Genomic DNA, 20,690 nt, shown 5'->3' with positions numbered 1-20,690 from the left:
AGAGTGAACTTTAGTTACGTAATGGTTTTCCTGTTTTCAACATTTGCTGAATACGTTCTAATGATTTACGCTCTGTTGTTAAGCTTAAAAATGCTTCACGCTCTAGGTTTAATAAATACTGTTCAGAAACTCTTGTTGGTTCTGATAAATCTCCACCAGCCATTACATACGCTAGTTTATTAGCGATTTTCTGATCGTGTTCTGATATAAATCTACTTGCGTGCATAGAATCGGTAGCGACCATAAAAGCACCTAAGGCTTGCTTTCCTAAAACTAAAACATCTTTACGAAGTGCAGGTTGTGTATAACCAGATTCTGCCATTAATACGGCGTGTTTTTTAGCTTGTGCAATTTGACGCTCTCTGTTTACTACAACAACATCTTTTCCTTTTTGTAATAAGCCTAAATCGAAAGCTTCATGTGCCGAAGTACTTACTTTAGCCATACCAATAGTTAAGAAATATTCTTGCAATACGTTTAATTGAACATCTCCTGTATGGAACGTATCCGAAGCACGCAACGCCATTTCTTTTGAACCACCACCACCAGGGATAACTCCAACACCAAATTCTACTAATCCCATGTAAGTTTCAGCAGCGGCAACCACTTTATCGGCATGTAATGACAATTCACAACCACCACCTAACGACATTCCGTGAGGCGCAGCAATAGTAGGAATTGAAGAATAACGCATACGCATCATGGTATCTTGAAAATACTTGATCGCCATGTTTAATTCGTCATATTCTTGTTCAACAGCCATCATAAATATCATTCCGATATTTGCGCCAACCGAGAAATTTGCACCTTGATTACCAACAACTAATCCTTGGAAATCTTTTTCAGCTAAATCAATTGCTTTGTTTAATCCTGCTAAAACATCGCCACCAATGGTGTTCATTTTAGATTGGAATTCACAGTTTAAAATACCATCACCTAAATCTTCAATAACAACGCCAGAATTTTTAAAGACTTCTTTTGTTTTTCTGATATTATCTAAAATGATAAAAGCATCTTGCCCTGGTTTTTTAGTTTGAGTTTTTGTAGGAATATCATAAAAATAGGTAGCTCCTTCTTTAATAGCATAAAAAGATTTCTGCCCATTTGCAACCATTTCGCTAATCCAAGCAGCAGGTTGGTTTCCTTCGGCTTTCATTAATTCGATACCTTTTTCGATACCAACGGCATCCCAAATTTCGAAAGGCCCGTTTTCCCAACCGAAACCAGCTTTCATGGCATCGTCAATTTTATACAATTCGTCAGAAATTTCTGGAATTCTATTTTGAACATACGCAAACATTGCTGCGAAGTTTTTACGGTAAAATTCTCCCGCTTTATCTTTTCCGCCAACCAACACTTTAAATCTGTCAATTGGTTTATCAATAGTTTTTGTTAATTCTAAAGTAGCAAATTTCGCACGTTTTTTAGAACGATATTCCATCGTTTCTAAATCTAACGTCAAAATTTCTTTCTTCCCTTCAGCGTTTACAACTTTTTTATAAAAACCTTGTTTAGTTTTACTTCCTAACCATTTATTTTCCATCATAGTGTTGATGAAACCTGGTAATTTGAATAAATCGTGTGCTTCGTCGTTCGGGCAGTTTTCGTAAATACCGTTCGCAACGTGTACTAAAGTATCTAAACCAACAACATCAACCGTTCTAAAAGTTGCCGATTTTGGGCGACCAATTACAGGGCCTGTTAATTTATCAACCTCTTCAACGGTTAAACCTAATTCTTTTACTTGATGAAATAAAGACTGAATTCCGAAGATTCCAATTCTATTTCCAATAAAAGCAGGCGTATCTTTGGCTAAAACAGACGTTTTTCCTAAAAACTTAGAACCATACTCCATTAAAAAGTCAGTAACTTCTTGTTTACAATCAGGACCAGGAACAACTTCAAATAATTTTAAATAACGTGGAGGATTAAAAAAGTGCGTTACAGCAAAATGCTTTTGAAAATCTTCGCTTCGTCCTTCGTTCATAAATTTGATAGGGATTCCTGAAGTGTTTGACGAAATAATCGTACCAGGAGTACGGTATTTTTCTAATTTTTCAAAAACGATTTTTTTAATATCTAATCGTTCTACAACAACTTCCATAATCCAATCAACATCGGCAACTTTGGCGATATCGTCTTCTAAATTACCTGTAGTAATTCTACTAGCAAACTCCTTAGTATAAATTGGCGATGGTTTCGATTTTAAAGAAGCCGTTAAAGCGTCATTAACCAAACGATTACGAACAGCTTTGTCTTCTAACGTAAGTCCTTTTGCTTTTTCTTTGTCGTTAAGTTCTCTAGGAACGATGTCTAATAATAAGACTTCAACGCCAATGTTGGCAAAATGACATGCAATACCGCTTCCCATAATCCCCGAACCGATAATTGCTACTTTTTTAATTCTTCTTGTCATTTGTTTTTAGGTTTTTTTATACAGTTTTATTGTTGGCATCAATATACACCTTCTTTTCTGTAATAAGTTTGTTTATGGTTGATGTTACTTTAAAGAAAAGGTTTAGTTCTTCTTCAGTAATATGTTTTTTTACTTGATTGTTAAACTGATACACATGTCCTTTTGAAATTTTACGCATCTCCTTACCATGATCGGTCAGCTTAATAATTACGCTTCTTCCGTCATTGGGATTTTTTTCTCGGCAGATAACGCCTTTGTCTTCCATTGTTTTTAATAAGCGAGAAAGGCTTGTTGGTTCCATGCCCATTAAAGGACCTAGTGCGGTGGAAGGAGTTCCTGTTTCAAAATCGATATTTAATAATACAAAAGCAGTTGCCATGGTACTGTCATGCTTTGCAGCTTGCTCATTGTACATTTTTGCAACAGCTTGCCAAGTGGCTCTTAATTGATGATCGATTGATTTATTTTTATCCATGTTCGTCCAAAGATACAGAAATTTATTATGCGTGCATAGTATTTTTTTGTAAAAATTATGCGTGCATAGTAAATTTAACATTTACGTAAAGTGTAACGTTTGGCGTAAACTTATGACTAATCCGTATAAAAATATGTAAGTTTGTGTTACAAGCTTAAAAAAATAACTAAAAAAAAATCACGATAAAAAGAATGGGTAATTTATTAGAAATTAAAAATGTAGTAAAGCGTTATGGCGATTATACGGCGTTAAATAATGTATCGCTTAGTATTGAAAAAGGAAGTGTTTTCGGTTTATTGGGTCCTAATGGAGCAGGAAAAACATCGTTGATTCGAATTATCAATCAAATTACCATGCCCGATAGCGGTGAAGTTATTTTAGATGGCGAAAAGTTAGCGCCACATCATATAGAACACATCGGATATTTACCCGAAGAACGTGGTTTATACAAATCAATGAAAGTAGGCGAGCAAGCTTTGTATTTGGCACAGTTAAAAGGAATGACTAAATCCGAAGCAAAAAAACGCCTTAAATATTGGTTCGATAAATTTGAAATTAGTAGCTGGTGGGATAAAAAATTAGAAGAATTATCAAAAGGAATGGCGCAAAAAGTACAATTTATTGTTACAGTATTGCATCAGCCTAAATTATTAATTTTTGATGAACCTTTTTCTGGTTTCGACCCGATAAATGCACAACTAATCGCCAAAGAAATTTTGCAATTGCGTGACGAAGGGGCAACCATTATTTTTTCGACTCACAGAATGGAATCGGTAGAAGAAATGTGTGATGAAATTGCCTTGATTCATAAATCAAACAAAATATTAGACGGTAAATTACACGATATTAAGCGTCAATTTAGAACAAATACCTTTCAAGTAGGTGTAAATACGGCAAACCCATCCGAAGTAGAAGCAAAATTAAAAGAAAACTTTAAGGTTTTACCTGCCGATTTTAAATTGTTAAATGACGGTTTGAAATTAAAAATACAATTAACCCAAGGAAATTCAGCAAACGATTTGTTGTCATTTTTAACCACCCAAGGACAGGTGCAACATTTTGTAGAATTAATACCAACCGCCAACGATATCTTTATTGAGTCAATACGTAAAAATAGTTAAAAGAAAATGAGTAAGTTACAATTAATAATAGCAAGAGAATTTAAAGCGAAGGTTAAAAATAAGTCATTTATTATGATGACTTTTTTAAGCCCAGTAATAATGATTGCCATGATGGCGTTGATTGTTTTTTTGATGAAACAAAACGATCAGAAAATTAAAGACATTGTATATGTCGATAATTCAGGTATTTTTTCAAAAGATAATTTTAAAGATACCGAAACTATAAAATACAAAGATTTTACCACTTTTGGCATCGAAGAAACTAAAAAGAAAGTAGAAGCAGGCGATCATTTTGGTGTTTTAATTATCCCCAAACAAGATAGTTTAGAATTGTTGGCAAATTCAGTAGAATTTTATTCAAAAGATACGCCAGGTTTAAATACCATAGAAAACATAGAGCGCAACGTAAATACGCATTTACGAAATTTAAAGATGAAGGAATTAGGCATTAATTTAGAAAAAATAAAAGCCGCTAAAATTTCTTCGGATATAAAAATGTATAATTTTTCGGGTGAAAAATCATCAAAAATGATTAATAACATGAAAATTGGTGTAGGAACCATTGCTGGTTATTTATTAATGATGTTTATGATTTTGTACGGAACATCGGTAATGCGTAGTGTTATTGAAGAAAAAACCAGTAGGATTGTAGAGGTAATTGTATCATCAGTAAAGCCTTTTCAATTAATGTTGGGTAAAATTGTAGGAAACGGAGCCGCAGGATTGTTACAGTTTTTTATATGGGGAGTTTTATTATTACTTGGAGCTGTCGTCGTTTCTTTATTTATAGGAATTGATACTTCACAGGTTTTTTCGCAAGATATTGATGCCAATCAAGTGGCAAAAATGCAAGCATTAATGGGAAATAAAGCCGAGTTATTTTTAGAAATCAGAAAATTACCTTGGTTTACCTTATTTTTCTTATTTATATTTTACTTTTTAGGAGGATATATGCTGTACAGTTCTTTATTTGCAGCTGTTGGAGCAGCAGTAGATAACGAAACCGATACGCAACAATTTATGACGCCAATTATGCTTCCTTTAATGTTAGCTGTTTATGTGGGTGCTTTTACGGTGGTTAATGACCCACATGGTCCTGTTTCTGTAATTTTTTCTTATATTCCGTTAACATCGCCAATTGTAATGCTAATGCGTGTGCCTTTTGGTGTTGCTTGGTGGGAAATTGCGTTATCAATGCTATTGTTAGTCCTTAGTTTTATAGCAATTGTGTGGGTTGCTGCAAAAATTTACCGAGTAGGTATTTTAATGTATGGTAAAAAACCAACCTATAAAGATTTATGGAAATGGATGCGTTACGGTAGTTAAAATCGATGCACTAAATTAATTAAATATGAAAAGCAGTTATTATTAAAATAACTGCTTTTTTTGTGGCTAAAATGAACAATTTATTATAATTTTAGTTCCATGAAAGAATTGAATAAAATATTGAACTATACGCTTCAATTTAACAAAGAAATAGGCATTAGTATTAAAGCAGTTTTAATGCTAATAGTTATACTAATTTTGGCATCTTTTTTATTAAAATATTTTGAGAAATTTGTTAAAAAAAGACTTCAAAATGAAGACGAAAACAAGTTTAGCACTGTTTTTTCTTTTGCTAGTTGGTTGTTATATATTATTATTTTCTTAACCACCTTAAATTCATTAGGCGTAAATGTAACAGCTATATTTGCAGCTTCAGCAGCCTTATTAATTGGAGTTGGTTTGGCATTGCAAACTTTTTTTCAAGATATAATATCAGGTATTTTTATTATTATAGATCAAAGTGTACATGTAGGCGATATTATTGAGTTAGATGATAAAGTAGGTAGGGTAGAAGAGATAAAATTAAGAACCACCCGTGCGGTAACTATTGATAATAAAGTACTGGTAATTCCGAATCATAAATATTTAACAAGTAGCCTGTATAATTGGACGCAAAACGGTACTACAACGCGTGAAAGTGTAAAAGTAGGGGTTGCTTATGGTAGCGATGTTCAATTGGTAAAAGAATTATTATTAAAAGCAGCAACCGAACATCCGAAGGTATATCAGCATCCTGCTCCTTTAGTAATTTTTGAAAATTTTGGAGACAGCTCGTTAGATTTTAAATTAATATTCACTTTAAATGATAGTTTTCAGGCACAAATACCTAAAAGTGATTTGCGTTTTAAAATTGATGAACTATTTAGAGAACACCATATTTCAATTCCGTTTCCACAGCGAGATATTCATATTATAAGATAATAAATGTTATTGTAAGGGAATTTTCAGCGCCTTAATTTTATAAGGTCTACTAATAGCAAATATATTCATTATGAGGTTATTAATTAATCTGTTTTTAACAAAGTATCAACAATTTTTTTAATGATATTGAAGAATAAGTGTCATTTTGAATTTATTTCAGAATCTCATCACTCATAGAGTCAGGTATTAAGAAAGAGAACTTAAAGCAAGTTTAGGTTAACAAAAATTTTAAAAGATTTCAGATTCAATTAAATTAACTTAATAAAAGTACTTAGTTTTCAGTATATATATATATATATTTACGTATCAAAACATTTGTTGCAACAAATTAGGTGGAAACTGAAAAGCCTTAAAAGAGTAAGTGTTTAATTAAAATGAATATAAAATGAAAAATTTATTAATTACTTTCGTATTTGTACTTATATCAGGTGTATTTACGTATGCAGGTAATCCTGTTAAAAAAGCATCGAAGAAAACTGAGGCTGTTGAATCTAAAGAAGAAGTAGCTATTACAGAATTTTGTACCATAACTCATTGCAGATATAGATTAGTTGGTGGTAAAAAAAAGTGGACATTCTGTAGAAGAGAAACATGTAGTGGTGTGGTTGTAAAGTATTTACCGGTGCCGTTAGATGAAAAAATACTTGCTCCTACTCACCCTGTTAAATTTGAAGAAAAAGGTGCTGGAGTAAAATTACTTTAAGAGGTAACATCTTAAAGAAAATAAAACTAAAGGTAGTTTGCTAAATTTTATTAGCAAACTGCTTTTATAAAAAAAATATAATGAAAAAACACATAAGTATCATAGTATTGTTTTGTAGTATCTATACTAGTAATTCACAAAGCATTTGTGGTAAAGTAGTTTATAAAGAAACATCAAACATTAGCTTATTTTATCAAACTATTTTAACCACAATGTTTAATGAAGAAGCCTCTTATGCTAAGTATATTACAGGTAAAGAAGCAAAGCCTTATTTAAAAGATATAGACGAGTCAGCTTTAAATAATATAAATGAAGATGTTGTTATTACATTGGTAGAAACGCCTAATAAAGATGATGAATATGTCTATGCTACTAAAAAAGAAACTTTTTTTTCAGATACAAGTTGGGCTAAAACATTAACTATTAAAGAAAATGCTTTTGGTTGGCGATGGAAATTATTAGGAGAAACTAAAAAGATAGGGAAGTTTACTTGCCAAAATGCCAGTATTAGGTTTAGAGGAAGAACATTTATTGCTTGGTTTACTACAGAAATAGCTTCATCATTCGGTCCATGGAAATTTAAAGGATTACCAGGGCTTATTTTAGAGGTATACGATTCAAAAAAATTATGGCAAATAATAGCAGTAAAAGTTGATGTTAGCACAAAAAAGAAATGTAAAATTCCTTTTGACATAAAAAATCTTAAAAATGCCATGACAATTAATCAATATATTGTAGAAGATGAACGATTAATTATTGAGGATATTAAAAAATACGATAGTAAAAGAGGTCAAGGAAGTAGTAGTTCTTTTATTCCAGAATGTATGGGGTGTAGTGTTGAAGGTAAGAATTTAGAAATTTTTGGAAGAAAAAGAATCTTAAAAATTGCAAAAGCAAGAGCTAAAAAAAACAAGAGTAAATTGTAAATTTTACATATACTAAATGAATAAAATAAGTATACTTCTGTTTTTTTTTCAAGTACTTATAGTTAATAGTCAAAAACTATTAAAAGGTACTGTTAAAGACATACAAAATAACCCTATTGCTTACGGTAATATTTTAATAAAAGAAAATACAACAAAAAAAATTGTAGCATATACAAGCACCAATCAAAAAGGTGAATATCAAATAAGTGTACCATCAAAAAAAAAGCTATACATAAAAGTGACCTCTTTAGGGTATAAGGCTGTTTCAGTAGCTATAGATAGTTTAAATATAAAAAAAAACAAAAATTTTATTTTAATTGAAGAAACTTTACAACTAAATGAGGTATTCATTGAAGCTCAAAAATCAATTGTTATTAAGAATGATACAATTCGTTATAAAGCATCAAGTTTTAAACAAGGAAATGAGCAAAGTATTGAAGACTTATTGAAAAAAATACCAGGAATAACGGTTGATAATGATGGGGTCATAAAGGTAGGTAAACAAGAAATAGATAAATTAATGGTTGATGGAGAAGATTTCTTTGAAAGAGGCTATCAAATTCTATCTAAAAACATGCCATCAGATCCTATTGATGAAATAGAAGTACTTAAAAATTATTCAAATAATAGCCTCTTAAAAGGAATTGAAGAAAGTAATAAAATAGCATTAAATTTAAAATTAAATGAAAAAGCTAAACGAGTTTGGTTTGGAAATGTAGAAGCTAATTCTGGTATCGGAAACAGTAGTTTTTATAACTTAAAAACTAATTTAATGAATTTTGGTAAAAAAAGTAAACATTATCTTTTAACCAATTTTAATACTGTTGGTTTTAATGCTACAGGGAATATATTAAATTTAATAGCTCCATATCGTCAAGACGAAATAAGTATTGGCGATACACAAAAGTTTTATAATGTATTAAACATAGCTGCTCCTGTAACTGATTTTAAAAAAAGTAGAACCAATTTTAATAATTCAAAATTGGTGTCATTAAATACAATTGTTAATATAACAAAAAAAATAAAAATAAAAACTCTTGCTTTTGTTAATTGGGATAAAACAGATTTGTTTAATAGCAGTACAACAAGTATAAATACCAAGGAGCTTAGTTTTACAAATTATGAAAAGCAAAAATTTAGAAATCAAAAAAGAACAACTTTCGCTAAGGTTGATTTTTTTTACAATATATCTAAAAAAGCAAAAATAAAAAGTACTACAAAATACAGCAGTAATGTTGAAGGTAGTGTTACGGACTTAATTTTTAATGGAAATTCAACTATTCAAAACTTAGAAAATAAATACACTTTATTTGATGAGAAAATAGTGTGCACCAATAAAATAAATAAAAGCAAAGTATTTTTATTAACAGGGCGCTTTATAGATAAAAAAGCTCCTCAAAAGTATCGTACAAATCAGTTTTTTTATCAAAATCTACTACCTAAGTTCTCTAAAGGAAATAATGTAAAACAAACAGCCAATAATCACATGCAATTTATTGGTTTTAATGCACATTTGTTAAATAGAAAAAAAAACAAAGACTTATTAGAACTTCAAGTAGGTAATCAATATCGTACTGATATATTAAATACTAAATTTTCATTATTAAAAGAAAATATTCTTTTAAGTACTCCAAAAGGATATCAAAATAAAACATCATATCAAATAAACGACACATATTTAAAAGGAAAATATGTATATAAAATTGATAATTTTGATTTGATAGGGAACTTAGAAATACATACCATATTTAATCAATTAAAAAATAGAACAAAAACAAGTAAAAATACCCCCTTCTTTATAAATCCTAAAATAGCTCTTAATTGGGTAGTTAACAAAAAAAATAACGTGAGGTTATCCTATTCATACACAACTAAAAATGCAAATATTTTAGATGTTTATAACGGTTATGTATTAAAAGGTTTCCGTTATTTTTCTAAAGGAACAGGTGCATTTAATCAATTAGAAGCTTCTAATGTTACTTTTAATTATCAATTAGGAAATTGGAATAGTAGCTTTTTTACAGATTTTTTTATCACTTATAAAAAGAACCATGATTTTTTTTCAACAAATGCACAGGTAACTCAAAATTTTTATCAGTATGAAAAAACCATATCAAAAAATAGCGACGTATTATATGTTAGCTATAAAATAGAATATTATTTTAAAAGCTTAGCGTCTAATCTTAGACTAAACTTAAACTATTCAAAAAGTAAATTTAATAATACAGTAAACAACTCTAAACAAAGAAACATAATTACAAATAATTATAATTACCAATTAGAATTGCGCTCAGGTTTTAATGGAGTTTTTAATTACCATATAGGAACAAAATGGATTAGAAGCAGAACAAAAGTAAATACAAACATTTTTAAGGCACTAAGTAATGTTAGTTTTTTAGATTTATTATTTAGAATTGATAATAATTTAACTTTTGAAATAAAAAATGAACGTTATCTTTTTGGTAATTCAAAAGTAAATACAGCATATTATTTTTCGGATTTTGAAGTCAATTATAAATTTAAAAAATACAAAAAATTAAATGTAGGGCTCACAGGAAAAAATTTATTAAATATTAAAAATTTTAATAAATATTCAATAAACGATGTAAGTACTTCAAAGATTGAATACAAATTATTGCCAAGATTTATATTATTAAAAATAAAATATAGTTTTTAATTCTTAATAGGCATAAGAGTAGTTAAATATATGAGGAGTGATTCGTTTTGTTTTCCGTAATGGGTTTTCCGTTTTTTACTGTATTTTAGCATTTTAGCTCTGGCAATGGCTGTAAATTGTATTATTTATCATTTTACAAAAAAGGCAACTTTGTCCTATTTTCAAAATTTCCATACTTACTTTTGAATGACTCCCAAACGAAACTCGCCAGAATACTTCAGTGTTATTAAAATAAAATTCTTGTCAGATTAGCTTAAAAGAGTAGATATTATTTATAAATGCTTTAAACAAAAACAATATTCTTTTAAAACAAGACATAAAAGTATAAACTTAAATATACATAATTATCAATCAGTTTTAGTAATATGTAAATTCAAAATATAAAGCCGAAAAAATACAATACAATTGAATCGTAATTTAAATAGTAAAAATTGCAAGTAATCAGTTGTAATAATTTTAGCATCCTAATAATAAAAATATACTGCAACAAAATGATTTAATAGCTTGATTATTGTATCTTGATAACCATATAGAAAATGAAAAATATGAGCAAAATATTAATAATAGAAGATGAAGCGGCAATCCGTAGAGTTTTAACAAAAATTATTTCAGAAGAAAATGATGCCTATCAAGTATCGGAAGCCCAAGATGGCTTAATTGGTCTTGAAATGATTAAAAATAACGACTACGATTTGGTTTTATGTGATATTAAAATGCCAAAAATGGATGGTGTTGAGGTATTAGAAAGGGCTAAAAAAATAAAGCCTGAAACAGCAATGGTAATGATTTCTGGTCATGGCGATTTAGATACCGCAGTAAATACCATGCGTTTGGGGGCGTTTGATTATATTTCAAAACCACCAGATTTAAACCGTTTATTAAATACTGTTCGTAATGCGTTAGATAAAACAGCGCTTGTTGTTGAAAATAAACGCTTAAAAAAGAAGGTAAGTAAAAACTACCAAATGATTGGCGATAGTGATGCGATTACCCATATTAAAGAAATTATTGAAAAAGTAGCAACAACCGATGCTCGTGTTTTAATTACCGGACCTAACGGAACAGGAAAGGAATTAGTAGCGCATTGGTTACACGAAAAATCAGACAGGGTAAAAGCGTCAATGATTGAAGTAAATTGTGCAGCTATTCCATCGGAACTCATAGAAAGTGAATTGTTTGGGCATGTAAAAGGTTCTTTTACAGGAGCAAATAAAGACAGAGCAGGGAAATTTGAAGCTGCAAATGGTGGAACTATTTTTTTAGATGAAATTGGCGATATGAGTTTATCGGCACAAGCTAAAGTATTAAGAGCTTTGCAAGAGAATAAAATACAACGTGTTGGTTCAGATAAAGATATAAAAGTAAATGTGCGAATTGTAGCGGCAACGAATAAAGATTTGAAAAAAGAAATATCCGAAGGACGTTTTAGAGAAGATTTATACCATCGTTTAGCCGTTATTTTAATTAAAGTCCCTTCGTTAAACGATAGAAGAACAGATATTCCTTTATTAATAGATTTTTTTACTTCAAAAATTTCTGATGAACAAGGAACTCCTAAAAAAGCATTTTCAAAACAAGCAATTAAATTATTACAAGAATATGACTGGACAGGGAATATTCGTGAGCTTAGAAATGTCGTAGAACGTTTAATTATTTTAGGTGAAAAAGAAATTTCTGAAAAGGATGTAAAATTATTTGCTAGTAAATAAGATAAAGCAATTATAAACTAATTAAGTATAAGAAAACTTGATGATGATATAAAAAATTAGGATCAAGTTTTTTATTTTATAGTTGTTTTGCTTGGTATATTTGTACTTGTGAAAACGAATAATAATCAATAAAAAAATAAAAAAATGTCAACAATTGTAGGTAAAAAGTTTCCAGGTTTAAGTGTAGATGCAATGAACGAAATGGGTGATACATTTAAAGTAAATGTATTAGAAGAGGCTGTAAAGAACAAGAAAAAAGTATTGTTATTTTGGTATCCAAAAGATTTTACATTTGTGTGCCCTACTGAATTACATGCTTTTCAAGCTGCTTTAGGAGAATTTGAAAAAAGAAATACGGTTGTAATTGGTGCTTCTTGTGATACTCCTGAGGTTCACTTTGCATGGTTAAATCAGCCAAAAGATAACGGAGGTATTGAAGGTGTAACGTATCCTTTATTAGCAGATAGCAACCGTAATTTATCATCAATCTTAGGTATTTTAGATATTACTGATGAGGTTTTTGACGAAGCAACTCAAACGGTACAAGTAGTTGGTGATAACGTAACTTACAGAGCTACTTATTTAATCGATGAAGAAGGAACGGTATTTCATGAAGGAATCAACCACATGCCAGTTGGGCGTAATGTAAACGAATTTTTACGTTTAATTGATGCGTATGCACACGTTCAAACAAACGGAGAAGTTTGTCCTGCAAACTGGGAAGAAGGTAAAGATGCTATGAAACCAAATGCAAAAGGAACTGCTGCATATTTAGCATCTCACTAATACAATATAATGAAAGGGCTCAGTTCGTGTACTGATTGGGGGATTATATGCACGAACTCCTTTCTCTTAAAAACTTATAATTATGGTACAAGAATTAAGTCAAGATAATTTAGAAAATTTAGTAGCAAACAACAAAAAAGTAGCGGTACAATTTTCAGCAACTTGGTGTGGTAATTGTCGTATAATGAAGCCAAAATTTAAAAAATTAGCTTCGGAAAATGAAGAAATTACTTTTGTAGTTGTTGATGCGGAAAAATTTCCAGAAAGCAGAAAATTAGCCGATGTAAGTAAGTTACCTACTTTTGCTACTTTTGTAGATGGTAAATTTGTAAATCAAGTACAAACCAATAAATTTGATTCTTTAAAAGAGTTAATTAATGAGGTTAAAGAAGTTAAAGAGATTGTATAGTTTTAAATTAAAATAGCGTTATGAAATTACCAGTAATAAAACATTTGACTTCTTTTATTGAGCAAAACGATCAAGATTATGTACTAGAAACTATTGAAACATTAGAGGCTTTAACAGAGGTTTCATCTTTAAAAGATGAAGAATTAGACGTTATTGGTGAGTTAATTTCCAATATGTACGGAGCTATCGAGGTTGATAAAATGATAAAAGACGGTACTCCTAAAAAAGAAGCGTTGAATACTTTTATGAAGCGTGTTTTAGGATCTATTGATAAATAATACTATTGTTTAAAAGATAATAAATCCCGAGCTGTATGGCTTGGGATTTTTTTGTTAAAGCAGGTTTAAAAATGAAATAAAAACCAAATTATCGTCATTCTGAATTTATTTCAGAATCACATAAAGTGAAGAAATAGGGCAAATCAGAATGTGAAACTGAAATAAATTCAGTTTGACGGATTCGATTTTTCAGGGATAAAACGTTTTTAAATGGAATTTAAACAGGTTGTTAGAGTATTAATTTATATTTAATTCTAAGACAGGTATATTAACTTCATTGAATAATGCGTCAATTTCGTTAAATAAAATATTAAAACCTTCAAATTCAACAGGATTTGCTTGGTCAATATCATTTGAAAATTGAACTTTATTACCGCTTATTTCAAAAACATTTGTTGTTAAAATATTATCACCTTTCATATTATGAATATTTAAAAAATCATTACTAAAATAATGCTCCATTACAAAATACCTTTGAGTAATGTTATCAGTAATGAATTCCTTTTTTTCATCCGTGACTGGTAATAACAGTCCGAAAATCATTTTTTCCTTATGTTTTCTAATAATAGAGTTTGGAATATATTCTTCAAATATATTTTTATTTAAGCCTTTGAACTGCTCATTTCCTTCCCTGTCATTATCAAAAAGACCGACTAATTTTAAGTTATTTGAAATAGTAGATATAAATTCAATAGTTCTTCTTACAGTGTCGGCATTTCCAGATCTTTTTTGTTCATCTAAATCTAACCCAGATGACACTATATGATAAGGAGATTCTTCTCCGTTATTTAATTTTTTAAAAGCTATTTCTAATATGTTTTTATCGGTTTTTCCTTCAGTAATAATTATTATTTTTTGTCTTTCAATATCCGCAAGAGATAATAGGTTTTGTGCTAGTTCGTTACCTACGGATGAATAACAGCTTTTTGGCATACTAGAAATTAAACCTTGACTTATTGTTAATGAATTAAGAAAAAATAATTCACCCTCATCTGCTTTGTTTATTAGTCTGTCATTATGTGATATTAAAAAAGTTTGATAATTTGTATTAGTTTTTAACTCATCTAATAAATTAGCTTGAAGGTTTGAATGGATATGAGAATCAGGTTCATCAATAAGTAAGATATTAACACAATGTTCTTTTCTATTTATAAACTCAAGAGTTGAGAAAATTTCTATAATCTGAAGCATACCACTGCCCATTAGAGATATTTCAATTTCTTTTTTATTTTGCTCTTGAATAGTAATACGTACAAACTCATCATCTTGCCTATTTTTGTTTTTAAAACGAATTTTAAAATTTGACTTAAAAACATTATTTAAGCGGTTTTGTAAGGCTTGAAATTTGGTGTCAGGATTTTCTGATTTTAAAATTTTGTTTCTGATTACTTCATGTGATTTACCTAGTGAAATTTTTTTCAACAATTGTGCATTATTGTAAAAGGCTTCATTTTTAATTGAATGAAATATTGGTCTAGTATGATAAACAAAAATGGCATCTTTTAGGCTTAATCCTAATTCTATTTCTTTATTTTTGAATGAATTAAATAAGTCAATATCATACTTTATTCTAAAGTATGAATTAGATATATTACCTGGTTTTTCAAGCGTAATTTTTAAGGGGTAAATATCTTCTCCATGTTTAAAAGATATCGTGATTGAAAGTTTTTTTTTCGCACTTTTATTAAAAATGTCGTTATCATTTCTTAATCTTAGAAAAAATAATTTATCAAACTCTAAATAACATGGAGTGTTTGCTCCGTAGAAGTCTTCTCCATTAGTTTGAATAAGTTTATCAAAAGAGCTTTTCCATAAAAGGATAACTTCTAATAGTGTTGATTTACCTATATTATTTTCTCCTACGATAAAATTAAAATTACTATTACATTCAAAATTTAAGATTTCGAATGCTTTAAAATTTTCAATTTTTATATTACAAATTCTCATTGTTTATGTGGTTATTTAGTTTGCTTATAATATATTAATAACTGAAATTTAATATTAGCTAAGTTATTAAAATACAGGTAGAAAACAAATGAAATTAGGCAAACTTATTCTTCCACACTCTTCTGCTCATTCATTTTTTTAACCAAAGCTTTTAAACGCTCTTTGTTTTGTAATTTCTCTAATTTTACCTTGTTTAATTTTTGCTTCATTAAACGGGTATGTTTTGCTTTGTTTGCCGTGTTTTTGGCTTTTCCTTTTTTAGGCATTTTATATTTTATATGTTTTTTTTAAAAGAAATATTTTAATTTATTTTGATGTTTTTATCATTAATAATCCGAAGAAAGTAAGCAGTCCGTTTAAAACTAATACGAAAAATCCGAAGTCGAAATTGAATTGTGTTTTACTAAAGTGGCTTATTAAAAAAGTAAGAATAGGCGATGCAATACAAATGATAGGAACAAATTTATCTTTAATAGTCAGTTTTGTAAATAATCCGAAGGCATATAACCCCAATAAAGGACCATAAGTATAGCCCGCAAATTGAAATATTTTAGCAATTACACTGGCATCTGCAATAAAATATTTAAAAACTAAAATAGTTGCGATTAATATAAATGAAAATAAAATGTGTATTTTCTTACGGGTTTTTTCTTGTTGCTGATGATCTTCTTTTTTATCAATCTCTAAAATATCAATACTAAAAGAGGTGGTTAAGGAGGTTAAAGCACTGTCGGCACTTGAATAGGCGGCGGCAATTAATCCTAATAAAAAGAATAAAGAAGTTACTAAACCTAAATTACCACTCATGGCAATCATCGGAAATAATTGGTCTTTATGTGCGTCTAATCCGTTAATAGTTGCATAATCTGTCAGTAAAACTCCCAAAGCTAAAAAGAAAAAATTAACGATTACTAAAACAATCGTAAACCAAAACATATTTTTTTGAGCATCTTTTAAATTACGACAGGTTAAGTTTTTTTGCATCATATCTTGGTCTAATCCTGTCATTACAATAGCTATAAATGCCCCTGATAAAAACCGATTCCAAAAATAATTTCCTGCTTTTATATCCTCAAAAAAGAACATTTTAGCCGATTTACTTTCAGATATATAGCTAAATAAACTGTCAATTTGTAGGCTGTCTTTAATCATGATGATACAAATACCTACCGAAATTAGCATGAATAATGTTTGTAAAGTATCTGTCCAAACGATGGTTTTGATTCCTGCCTTAAAAGTGTATAACCAAATTAATAAAATGGTAATCGTTACGGTTAGCCAAAATGGAATTCCGTAGGCATCAAACAAAATTAATTGTAAAACATTGGCTACTAAAAACAACCTGAAAGCCGCACCAATAGTTCTTGATAATAAGAAAAAAGAAGCACCAGTTTTATAAGAATATCGCCCAAAACGAGTTTCTAAATAGGTGTAAATAGAGGTTAAATTTAAGCGATAATAAAGCGGAAGTAACACCAAACCAATTACGGCATACCCTAGCACATAGCCAAAAACCATTTGCATATAACTCATTTGCTGCCCTTCAACCCAGCCAGGAACGGAAATAAAAGTAACGCCAGAGAGTGAAGCGCCAACCATCCCGAAGGCAACTAAATACCAAGGAGAGGAATTGTCAGCCTTAAAAAAAGTAGCATTATTTGCCGATTTACCTGTAAAGTATGAAATGAGCATTAAAACCCCAAAATAGGCAATAATAAGAAGCAATATATGTAGTGGTTGCATGTAATTTAATTAAAAAATTATGAATTACGAAAGTACTAATTTTGTGCATCGTAATTCATAACTTATACCGATAAAATTACATTTCGATAATAACTTCGGCAGTGTTTTTACGCACTTTTTTTAGATCTTTCATATAATCATCTTCGGCTCTAAAACCAACAGGTAATACTAATACTGATGTTAAATTATGTTTGTCTAAACCTAAAATTTCATCGTATTTTTTAGGGATAAAACCTTCCATTGGGCAAGAATCTATTTGCTGGTTTGCCGCAACGGTCATTAAATTTCCTAAGGCAATATAGGCTTGATTTTTATTCCAAATGGTTAATTCTTCTTGAGTTTTACTACTAATAGTATCTGTTAGCATTTTTTTAAACGGCGCTAAAATTTCATCAGGCGTATTTCTTACTTTTTTTACCAATGAAAAATAAGCCTCCACTTCCGATACCTCATATTTTTTAGGAATACATAAAACCAATACATGAGAAGCTTGTGCTATTTGTGGCTGATTCCAAGAATGGGCTACTAATTTTTCTTGGATTTCTTTATTTTGAATAACCAGCATTTTAAGAGGCTGTAATCCGAAAGAAGTTGCCGTTAAATTAAAAGCCTCTTTTAAGGTTGTTATTTGTGTGTTTGAAAGTGTTTTATTTTCGTCAAATTTTTTAACAGCATATCGCCATTTTAAATTTTCTATACTATTCATTTTGTTGAATTTATTTATCAGGCAAAAATACAATTGCTTTTAATACAAATTAAGGTTTGATTATTATAAAAATTGATGACTTAATTTATTTAATATTTATAGTTGTTTTTTAATTTTATTTAAAAACATTTTATAGCTAAAAAACCGAATCCGTCAACCTGAATTTATTAACGTTTATCTGTTTTTAAAAATACTTTTTTAAAATTTAAACAGATTAATAGTTAAATCATTTATTATCGAAATAATGTACTTTTGCGTACAAATAACACCTAATAATAATGATACTAAAACAAGAAATAAAATTAGCTGTAGATGCCGTAGTTTTTGGCTATGAAGCGGGGAATATTTCTATATTATTGATAAAAAGAAAATACGAACCTTTTAAAGGGAAATGGGCAATTCCAGGGGGTTTTATACTTGCTGACGAATCGTTAGAAACCGCTGTTGAAAGAGAATTATTAGAAGAAACAGGTGTTAAAATTAATTATTTAGAGCAGTTATATACTTTTGGTCAACCAGAAAGAGATCCCCGAAAAAGAGTAGTAACGGTTGCTTATTTTGGGCTTGTAAAACCAAATTGTTTTAAACTAAAAGCCAGTACTGATGCTGAGCAAGCCCAATGGTTTTCTATTGATAAATTACCAGAATTATCTTTCGATCATCAAGATATTTTAGATAAAGCAATAAATCGTTTACAAGCAAAAATCACCTATGAACCGATTGGTTTTGAATTATTAGAAAGTAAATTTCCTTTTTCAGATTTAGAAAAACTCTACGCAACACTTTTAGGAAGAGCGGTTGATAGACGTAATTTTCGAAAAAAAATAATGAATTTGAATATTTTAGATGAATTAGATGAAAAAACATCAAAAGGCTCAGGAAGACCAGCAAAACTGTTCCAATTTAATGAAAAAAGATTTTTTCAACTAAAAAAAGAAGGAATAATTTTCGATATTTAAACAGTTAAAAACATAGTTAGCGTTATTTTTACGCAAATTAATTGCGAGATATAAAAATATGAAATATATTTGTGTCATAATTACGCAAATTAACGCTAAAAATGTAGGCTATGAACGGATTATTATTAACGGACGGTTACAAAACAGGGCATCACCAACAATATCCAAAAGGAACAGAAGAAGTCTATTCTAATTGGACACCAAGAAGTAATAAATATGCGCCAAAAGGATGTGAAAAAGTAGTTTCCTTTGGACAACAATATGTAATTACTTGGTTACATAATTATTTTGAAGCAAACTTTTTTAGCAAGCCAAAAGATGTAATTTGTCAAGAAATAAAAGAAGAACTTTCTTTATATTTAGGAACGGATTATGATGTTTCTCATTATGAAAAACTACATGATTTACAATATTTACCCATCAAAGTAAAATCAATAAAAGAAGGCGTAGAAATACCCGTAAGAGTGCCGATGTTAACGGTTGTAAATACGGTAAAAGAGTTTTATTGGGTAACGAATTTTTTAGAAACCATTTTATCAACCATGTTGTGGCAACCGATGACTTCTGCTTCAATTGCGTTACGATATAAACGAATTTTTAAAAAATGGGCAACTTTAACTGATACAGAAAATATAGGATTTATCGATTTTCAAGGACACGATTTTTCAATGAGAGGAATGGGAGGTTTACAAAGTGCCGTATTATCAGGAATGGGACATGCAAGTGTTTTTTTAGGGTCGGATACTTTGCCAGTAATTAGTAGTTTGAGAAAATATTATAAAGCAACAGGTTTTGTTATCGGATCGGTAAATGCTACGGAACATTCGGTGATGTGTGCAGGAACAAAAGATGATGAAATAGGAACTTTTAGAGAGTTAATGAAAATATATCCGACAGGAATTTTATCCGTAGTAAGCGATACTTGGGATTTATGGAAAGTATTAACAACGTATTTACCAATTTTAAAATCAGAAATTTTAAGTAGAGATGGGAAATTAGTAATTCGACCAGATAGCGGAGATCCTGTTGCTATAATTTGTGGTGAAAATACCGCATTAAACGGAAGTACTCCACAAGAAAAAGGCGTAGTAGAATTGTTATGGGATATTTTTGGAGGAAGTGTAAATGCACAAGGTTTTAAAGTATTAGATACTCATATTGGCGCTATTTATGGCGATAGCATCACCACGGACAGCGCCGAAGAAATTTGTAAACAATTACACGATAAAGGTTTTGCTTCGACAAATATTGTGTTAGGAATCGGGTCGTTTACCTATCAATATAATACTAGAGATACTTTTGGTTTTGCTATGAAAGCGACTTCGGTTGTTGTTAATGGCGAAAGAAGAGAAATATTTAAAGATCCGATTACGGATGATGGTATTAAAAAATCAGCAAAAGGTTTAGTTAAAGTTGTTATAGAAAACGGAGAGTATAGTTTGATAGATCAAGTTTCAGTAGCTGAAGAAAATGAAGGAGAATTAAAAGAAATTTATCAAGATGGAAAATTTTACAATACTGTAACCTTAAATGAGGTTAGAGAAGGCATCAATCAAAATATAAATAGTACTGTTTTAGTTTAAAAATA

At 29.7% G+C, this 20,690-nt stretch carries 18 protein-coding genes; 12 read left to right on the top strand and 6 right to left on the bottom strand.

Annotated features, from left to right (window positions below):
• Nucleotides 1-10: 10 nt before the first annotated feature.
• Nucleotides 11-2,416: a 3-hydroxyacyl-CoA dehydrogenase/enoyl-CoA hydratase family protein gene (locus AQ1689_RS03025; RefSeq protein ID WP_101955134.1), complete on the bottom strand. Its 2,406-nt coding sequence runs from the start codon at nt 2,414-2,416 to the stop codon at nt 11-13.
• 16 nt (nt 2,417-2,432) lie between these two features.
• Nucleotides 2,433-2,891, bottom strand: coding sequence for a MarR family winged helix-turn-helix transcriptional regulator (locus AQ1689_RS03020; RefSeq protein ID WP_101915943.1), 459 nt, complete (start codon nt 2,889-2,891; stop codon nt 2,433-2,435).
• Nucleotides 2,892-3,082: 191 nt separating this feature from the next.
• On the opposite strand from AQ1689_RS03020, the gene AQ1689_RS03015 reads away from it, so the two are divergent.
• From AQ1689_RS03015 to AQ1689_RS02970, 10 genes are all read left to right on the top strand, one after another.
• On the top strand, nt 3,083-4,012 hold the full coding sequence (locus AQ1689_RS03015; RefSeq protein ID WP_058885628.1) for an ABC transporter ATP-binding protein: 930 nt from the start codon (nt 3,083-3,085) through the stop codon (nt 4,010-4,012).
• Between the two features lie 6 nt (nt 4,013-4,018).
• A complete protein-coding gene (locus tag AQ1689_RS03010; RefSeq protein ID WP_058885627.1) occupies nt 4,019-5,338 on the top strand; it encodes an ABC transporter permease in 1,320 nt (439 codons plus the stop codon).
• A 99-nt stretch (nt 5,339-5,437) separates the two neighbouring features.
• Nucleotides 5,438-6,259: a mechanosensitive ion channel family protein gene (locus tag AQ1689_RS03005; protein ID WP_101955133.1), complete on the top strand. Its 822-nt coding sequence runs from the start codon at nt 5,438-5,440 to the stop codon at nt 6,257-6,259.
• A 385-nt stretch (nt 6,260-6,644) separates the two neighbouring features.
• Nucleotides 6,645-6,962: a hypothetical protein gene (locus AQ1689_RS03000; RefSeq protein WP_101955132.1), complete on the top strand. Its 318-nt coding sequence runs from the start codon at nt 6,645-6,647 to the stop codon at nt 6,960-6,962.
• Nucleotides 6,963-7,042: 80 nt separating this feature from the next.
• On the top strand, nt 7,043-7,888 hold the full coding sequence (locus AQ1689_RS02995; protein ID WP_101915947.1) for a GLPGLI family protein: 846 nt from the start codon (nt 7,043-7,045) through the stop codon (nt 7,886-7,888).
• Nucleotides 7,889-7,904: 16 nt separating this feature from the next.
• The gene (locus AQ1689_RS02990) at nt 7,905-10,565 is read left to right on the top strand and encodes a carboxypeptidase-like regulatory domain-containing protein (RefSeq protein ID WP_101955131.1); all 2,661 of its coding nucleotides are present in this window, start codon (nt 7,905-7,907) and stop codon (nt 10,563-10,565) included.
• A 545-nt stretch (nt 10,566-11,110) separates the two neighbouring features.
• On the top strand, nt 11,111-12,274 hold the full coding sequence (locus AQ1689_RS02985; protein WP_058886293.1) for a sigma-54-dependent transcriptional regulator: 1,164 nt from the start codon (nt 11,111-11,113) through the stop codon (nt 12,272-12,274).
• 144 nt (nt 12,275-12,418) lie between these two features.
• Nucleotides 12,419-13,060: a peroxiredoxin gene (locus AQ1689_RS02980; RefSeq protein WP_101915949.1), complete on the top strand. Its 642-nt coding sequence runs from the start codon at nt 12,419-12,421 to the stop codon at nt 13,058-13,060.
• 82 nt (nt 13,061-13,142) lie between these two features.
• Nucleotides 13,143-13,469: a thioredoxin family protein gene (locus AQ1689_RS02975; protein ID WP_101955130.1), complete on the top strand. Its 327-nt coding sequence runs from the start codon at nt 13,143-13,145 to the stop codon at nt 13,467-13,469.
• Between the two features lie 20 nt (nt 13,470-13,489).
• Nucleotides 13,490-13,747: a DUF6952 family protein gene (locus tag AQ1689_RS02970; protein WP_058885623.1), complete on the top strand. Its 258-nt coding sequence runs from the start codon at nt 13,490-13,492 to the stop codon at nt 13,745-13,747.
• Nucleotides 13,748-13,984: 237 nt separating this feature from the next.
• Here the strand turns inward: AQ1689_RS02970 and AQ1689_RS02965 are convergent, their stop codons facing one another.
• From AQ1689_RS02965 to AQ1689_RS02950, 4 genes are all read right to left on the bottom strand, one after another.
• Nucleotides 13,985-15,694 carry an ATP-dependent nuclease gene (locus AQ1689_RS02965; protein ID WP_101955129.1) on the bottom strand — a complete coding sequence of 570 codons (1,710 nt, stop codon included), beginning with the start codon at nt 15,692-15,694 and terminating at the stop codon, nt 13,985-13,987.
• A 104-nt stretch (nt 15,695-15,798) separates the two neighbouring features.
• Nucleotides 15,799-15,960, bottom strand: a complete 162-nt coding sequence (locus AQ1689_RS02960) for a hypothetical protein (protein WP_180947521.1) — start codon at nt 15,958-15,960, stop codon at nt 15,799-15,801.
• Nucleotides 15,961-16,000: 40 nt separating this feature from the next.
• Complete coding sequence (locus AQ1689_RS02955; protein WP_101955128.1) at nt 16,001-17,437, bottom strand: sodium:solute symporter; 1,437 nt, start codon at nt 17,435-17,437, stop codon at nt 16,001-16,003.
• A 76-nt stretch (nt 17,438-17,513) separates the two neighbouring features.
• Nucleotides 17,514-18,143: an NAD(P)H-dependent oxidoreductase gene (locus AQ1689_RS02950; protein ID WP_101955127.1), complete on the bottom strand. Its 630-nt coding sequence runs from the start codon at nt 18,141-18,143 to the stop codon at nt 17,514-17,516.
• 278 nt (nt 18,144-18,421) lie between these two features.
• Here AQ1689_RS02950 and AQ1689_RS02945 point away from each other — a divergent pair, with 278 nt between their 5' ends.
• Together AQ1689_RS02945 and AQ1689_RS02940 are read left to right on the top strand one after the other, a co-directional pair.
• Nucleotides 18,422-19,102: an NUDIX hydrolase gene (locus AQ1689_RS02945; RefSeq protein WP_101955126.1), complete on the top strand. Its 681-nt coding sequence runs from the start codon at nt 18,422-18,424 to the stop codon at nt 19,100-19,102.
• 110 nt (nt 19,103-19,212) lie between these two features.
• Entirely contained in the window at nt 19,213-20,685 is a 1,473-nt protein-coding gene (locus AQ1689_RS02940) for a nicotinate phosphoribosyltransferase (RefSeq protein WP_101955125.1), read from the top strand.
• The last annotated feature ends 5 nt before the right edge of the window (nt 20,686-20,690 follow it).

It is taken from the genome of Tenacibaculum finnmarkense, assembly GCF_900239185.1.
Classification (GTDB): Bacteria; Bacteroidota; Bacteroidia; order Flavobacteriales; family Flavobacteriaceae; genus Polaribacter; species Polaribacter finnmarkensis.
The sequence above is the reverse complement of the archived record's forward strand: the minus strand, read 5'-3'. Positions and strand labels throughout refer to the sequence as shown.

Coding starts and splice junctions, on each gene's coding strand:
- AQ1689_RS03025 (WP_101955134.1), bottom strand. CDS start 2,416: ATGACAAGAAGAATTAAAAAAGTAGCAATTATCGGTTCGGGGATTATG.
- AQ1689_RS03020 (WP_101915943.1), bottom strand. CDS start 2,891: ATGGATAAAAATAAATCAATCGATCATCAATTAAGAGCCACTTGGCAA.
- AQ1689_RS03015 (WP_058885628.1), top strand. CDS start 3,083: ATGGGTAATTTATTAGAAATTAAAAATGTAGTAAAGCGTTATGGCGAT.
- AQ1689_RS03010 (WP_058885627.1), top strand. CDS start 4,019: ATGAGTAAGTTACAATTAATAATAGCAAGAGAATTTAAAGCGAAGGTT.
- AQ1689_RS03005 (WP_101955133.1), top strand. CDS start 5,438: ATGAAAGAATTGAATAAAATATTGAACTATACGCTTCAATTTAACAAA.
- AQ1689_RS03000 (WP_101955132.1), top strand. CDS start 6,645: ATGAAAAATTTATTAATTACTTTCGTATTTGTACTTATATCAGGTGTA.
- AQ1689_RS02995 (WP_101915947.1), top strand. CDS start 7,043: ATGAAAAAACACATAAGTATCATAGTATTGTTTTGTAGTATCTATACT.
- AQ1689_RS02990 (WP_101955131.1), top strand. CDS start 7,905: ATGAATAAAATAAGTATACTTCTGTTTTTTTTTCAAGTACTTATAGTT.
- AQ1689_RS02985 (WP_058886293.1), top strand. CDS start 11,111: ATGAGCAAAATATTAATAATAGAAGATGAAGCGGCAATCCGTAGAGTT.
- AQ1689_RS02980 (WP_101915949.1), top strand. CDS start 12,419: ATGTCAACAATTGTAGGTAAAAAGTTTCCAGGTTTAAGTGTAGATGCA.
- AQ1689_RS02975 (WP_101955130.1), top strand. CDS start 13,143: ATGGTACAAGAATTAAGTCAAGATAATTTAGAAAATTTAGTAGCAAAC.
- AQ1689_RS02970 (WP_058885623.1), top strand. CDS start 13,490: ATGAAATTACCAGTAATAAAACATTTGACTTCTTTTATTGAGCAAAAC.
- AQ1689_RS02965 (WP_101955129.1), bottom strand. CDS start 15,694: ATGAGAATTTGTAATATAAAAATTGAAAATTTTAAAGCATTCGAAATC.
- AQ1689_RS02960 (WP_180947521.1), bottom strand. CDS start 15,960: ATGCCTAAAAAAGGAAAAGCCAAAAACACGGCAAACAAAGCAAAACAT.
- AQ1689_RS02955 (WP_101955128.1), bottom strand. CDS start 17,437: ATGCAACCACTACATATATTGCTTCTTATTATTGCCTATTTTGGGGTT.
- AQ1689_RS02950 (WP_101955127.1), bottom strand. CDS start 18,143: ATGAATAGTATAGAAAATTTAAAATGGCGATATGCTGTTAAAAAATTT.
- AQ1689_RS02945 (WP_101955126.1), top strand. CDS start 18,422: ATGATACTAAAACAAGAAATAAAATTAGCTGTAGATGCCGTAGTTTTT.
- AQ1689_RS02940 (WP_101955125.1), top strand. CDS start 19,213: ATGAACGGATTATTATTAACGGACGGTTACAAAACAGGGCATCACCAA.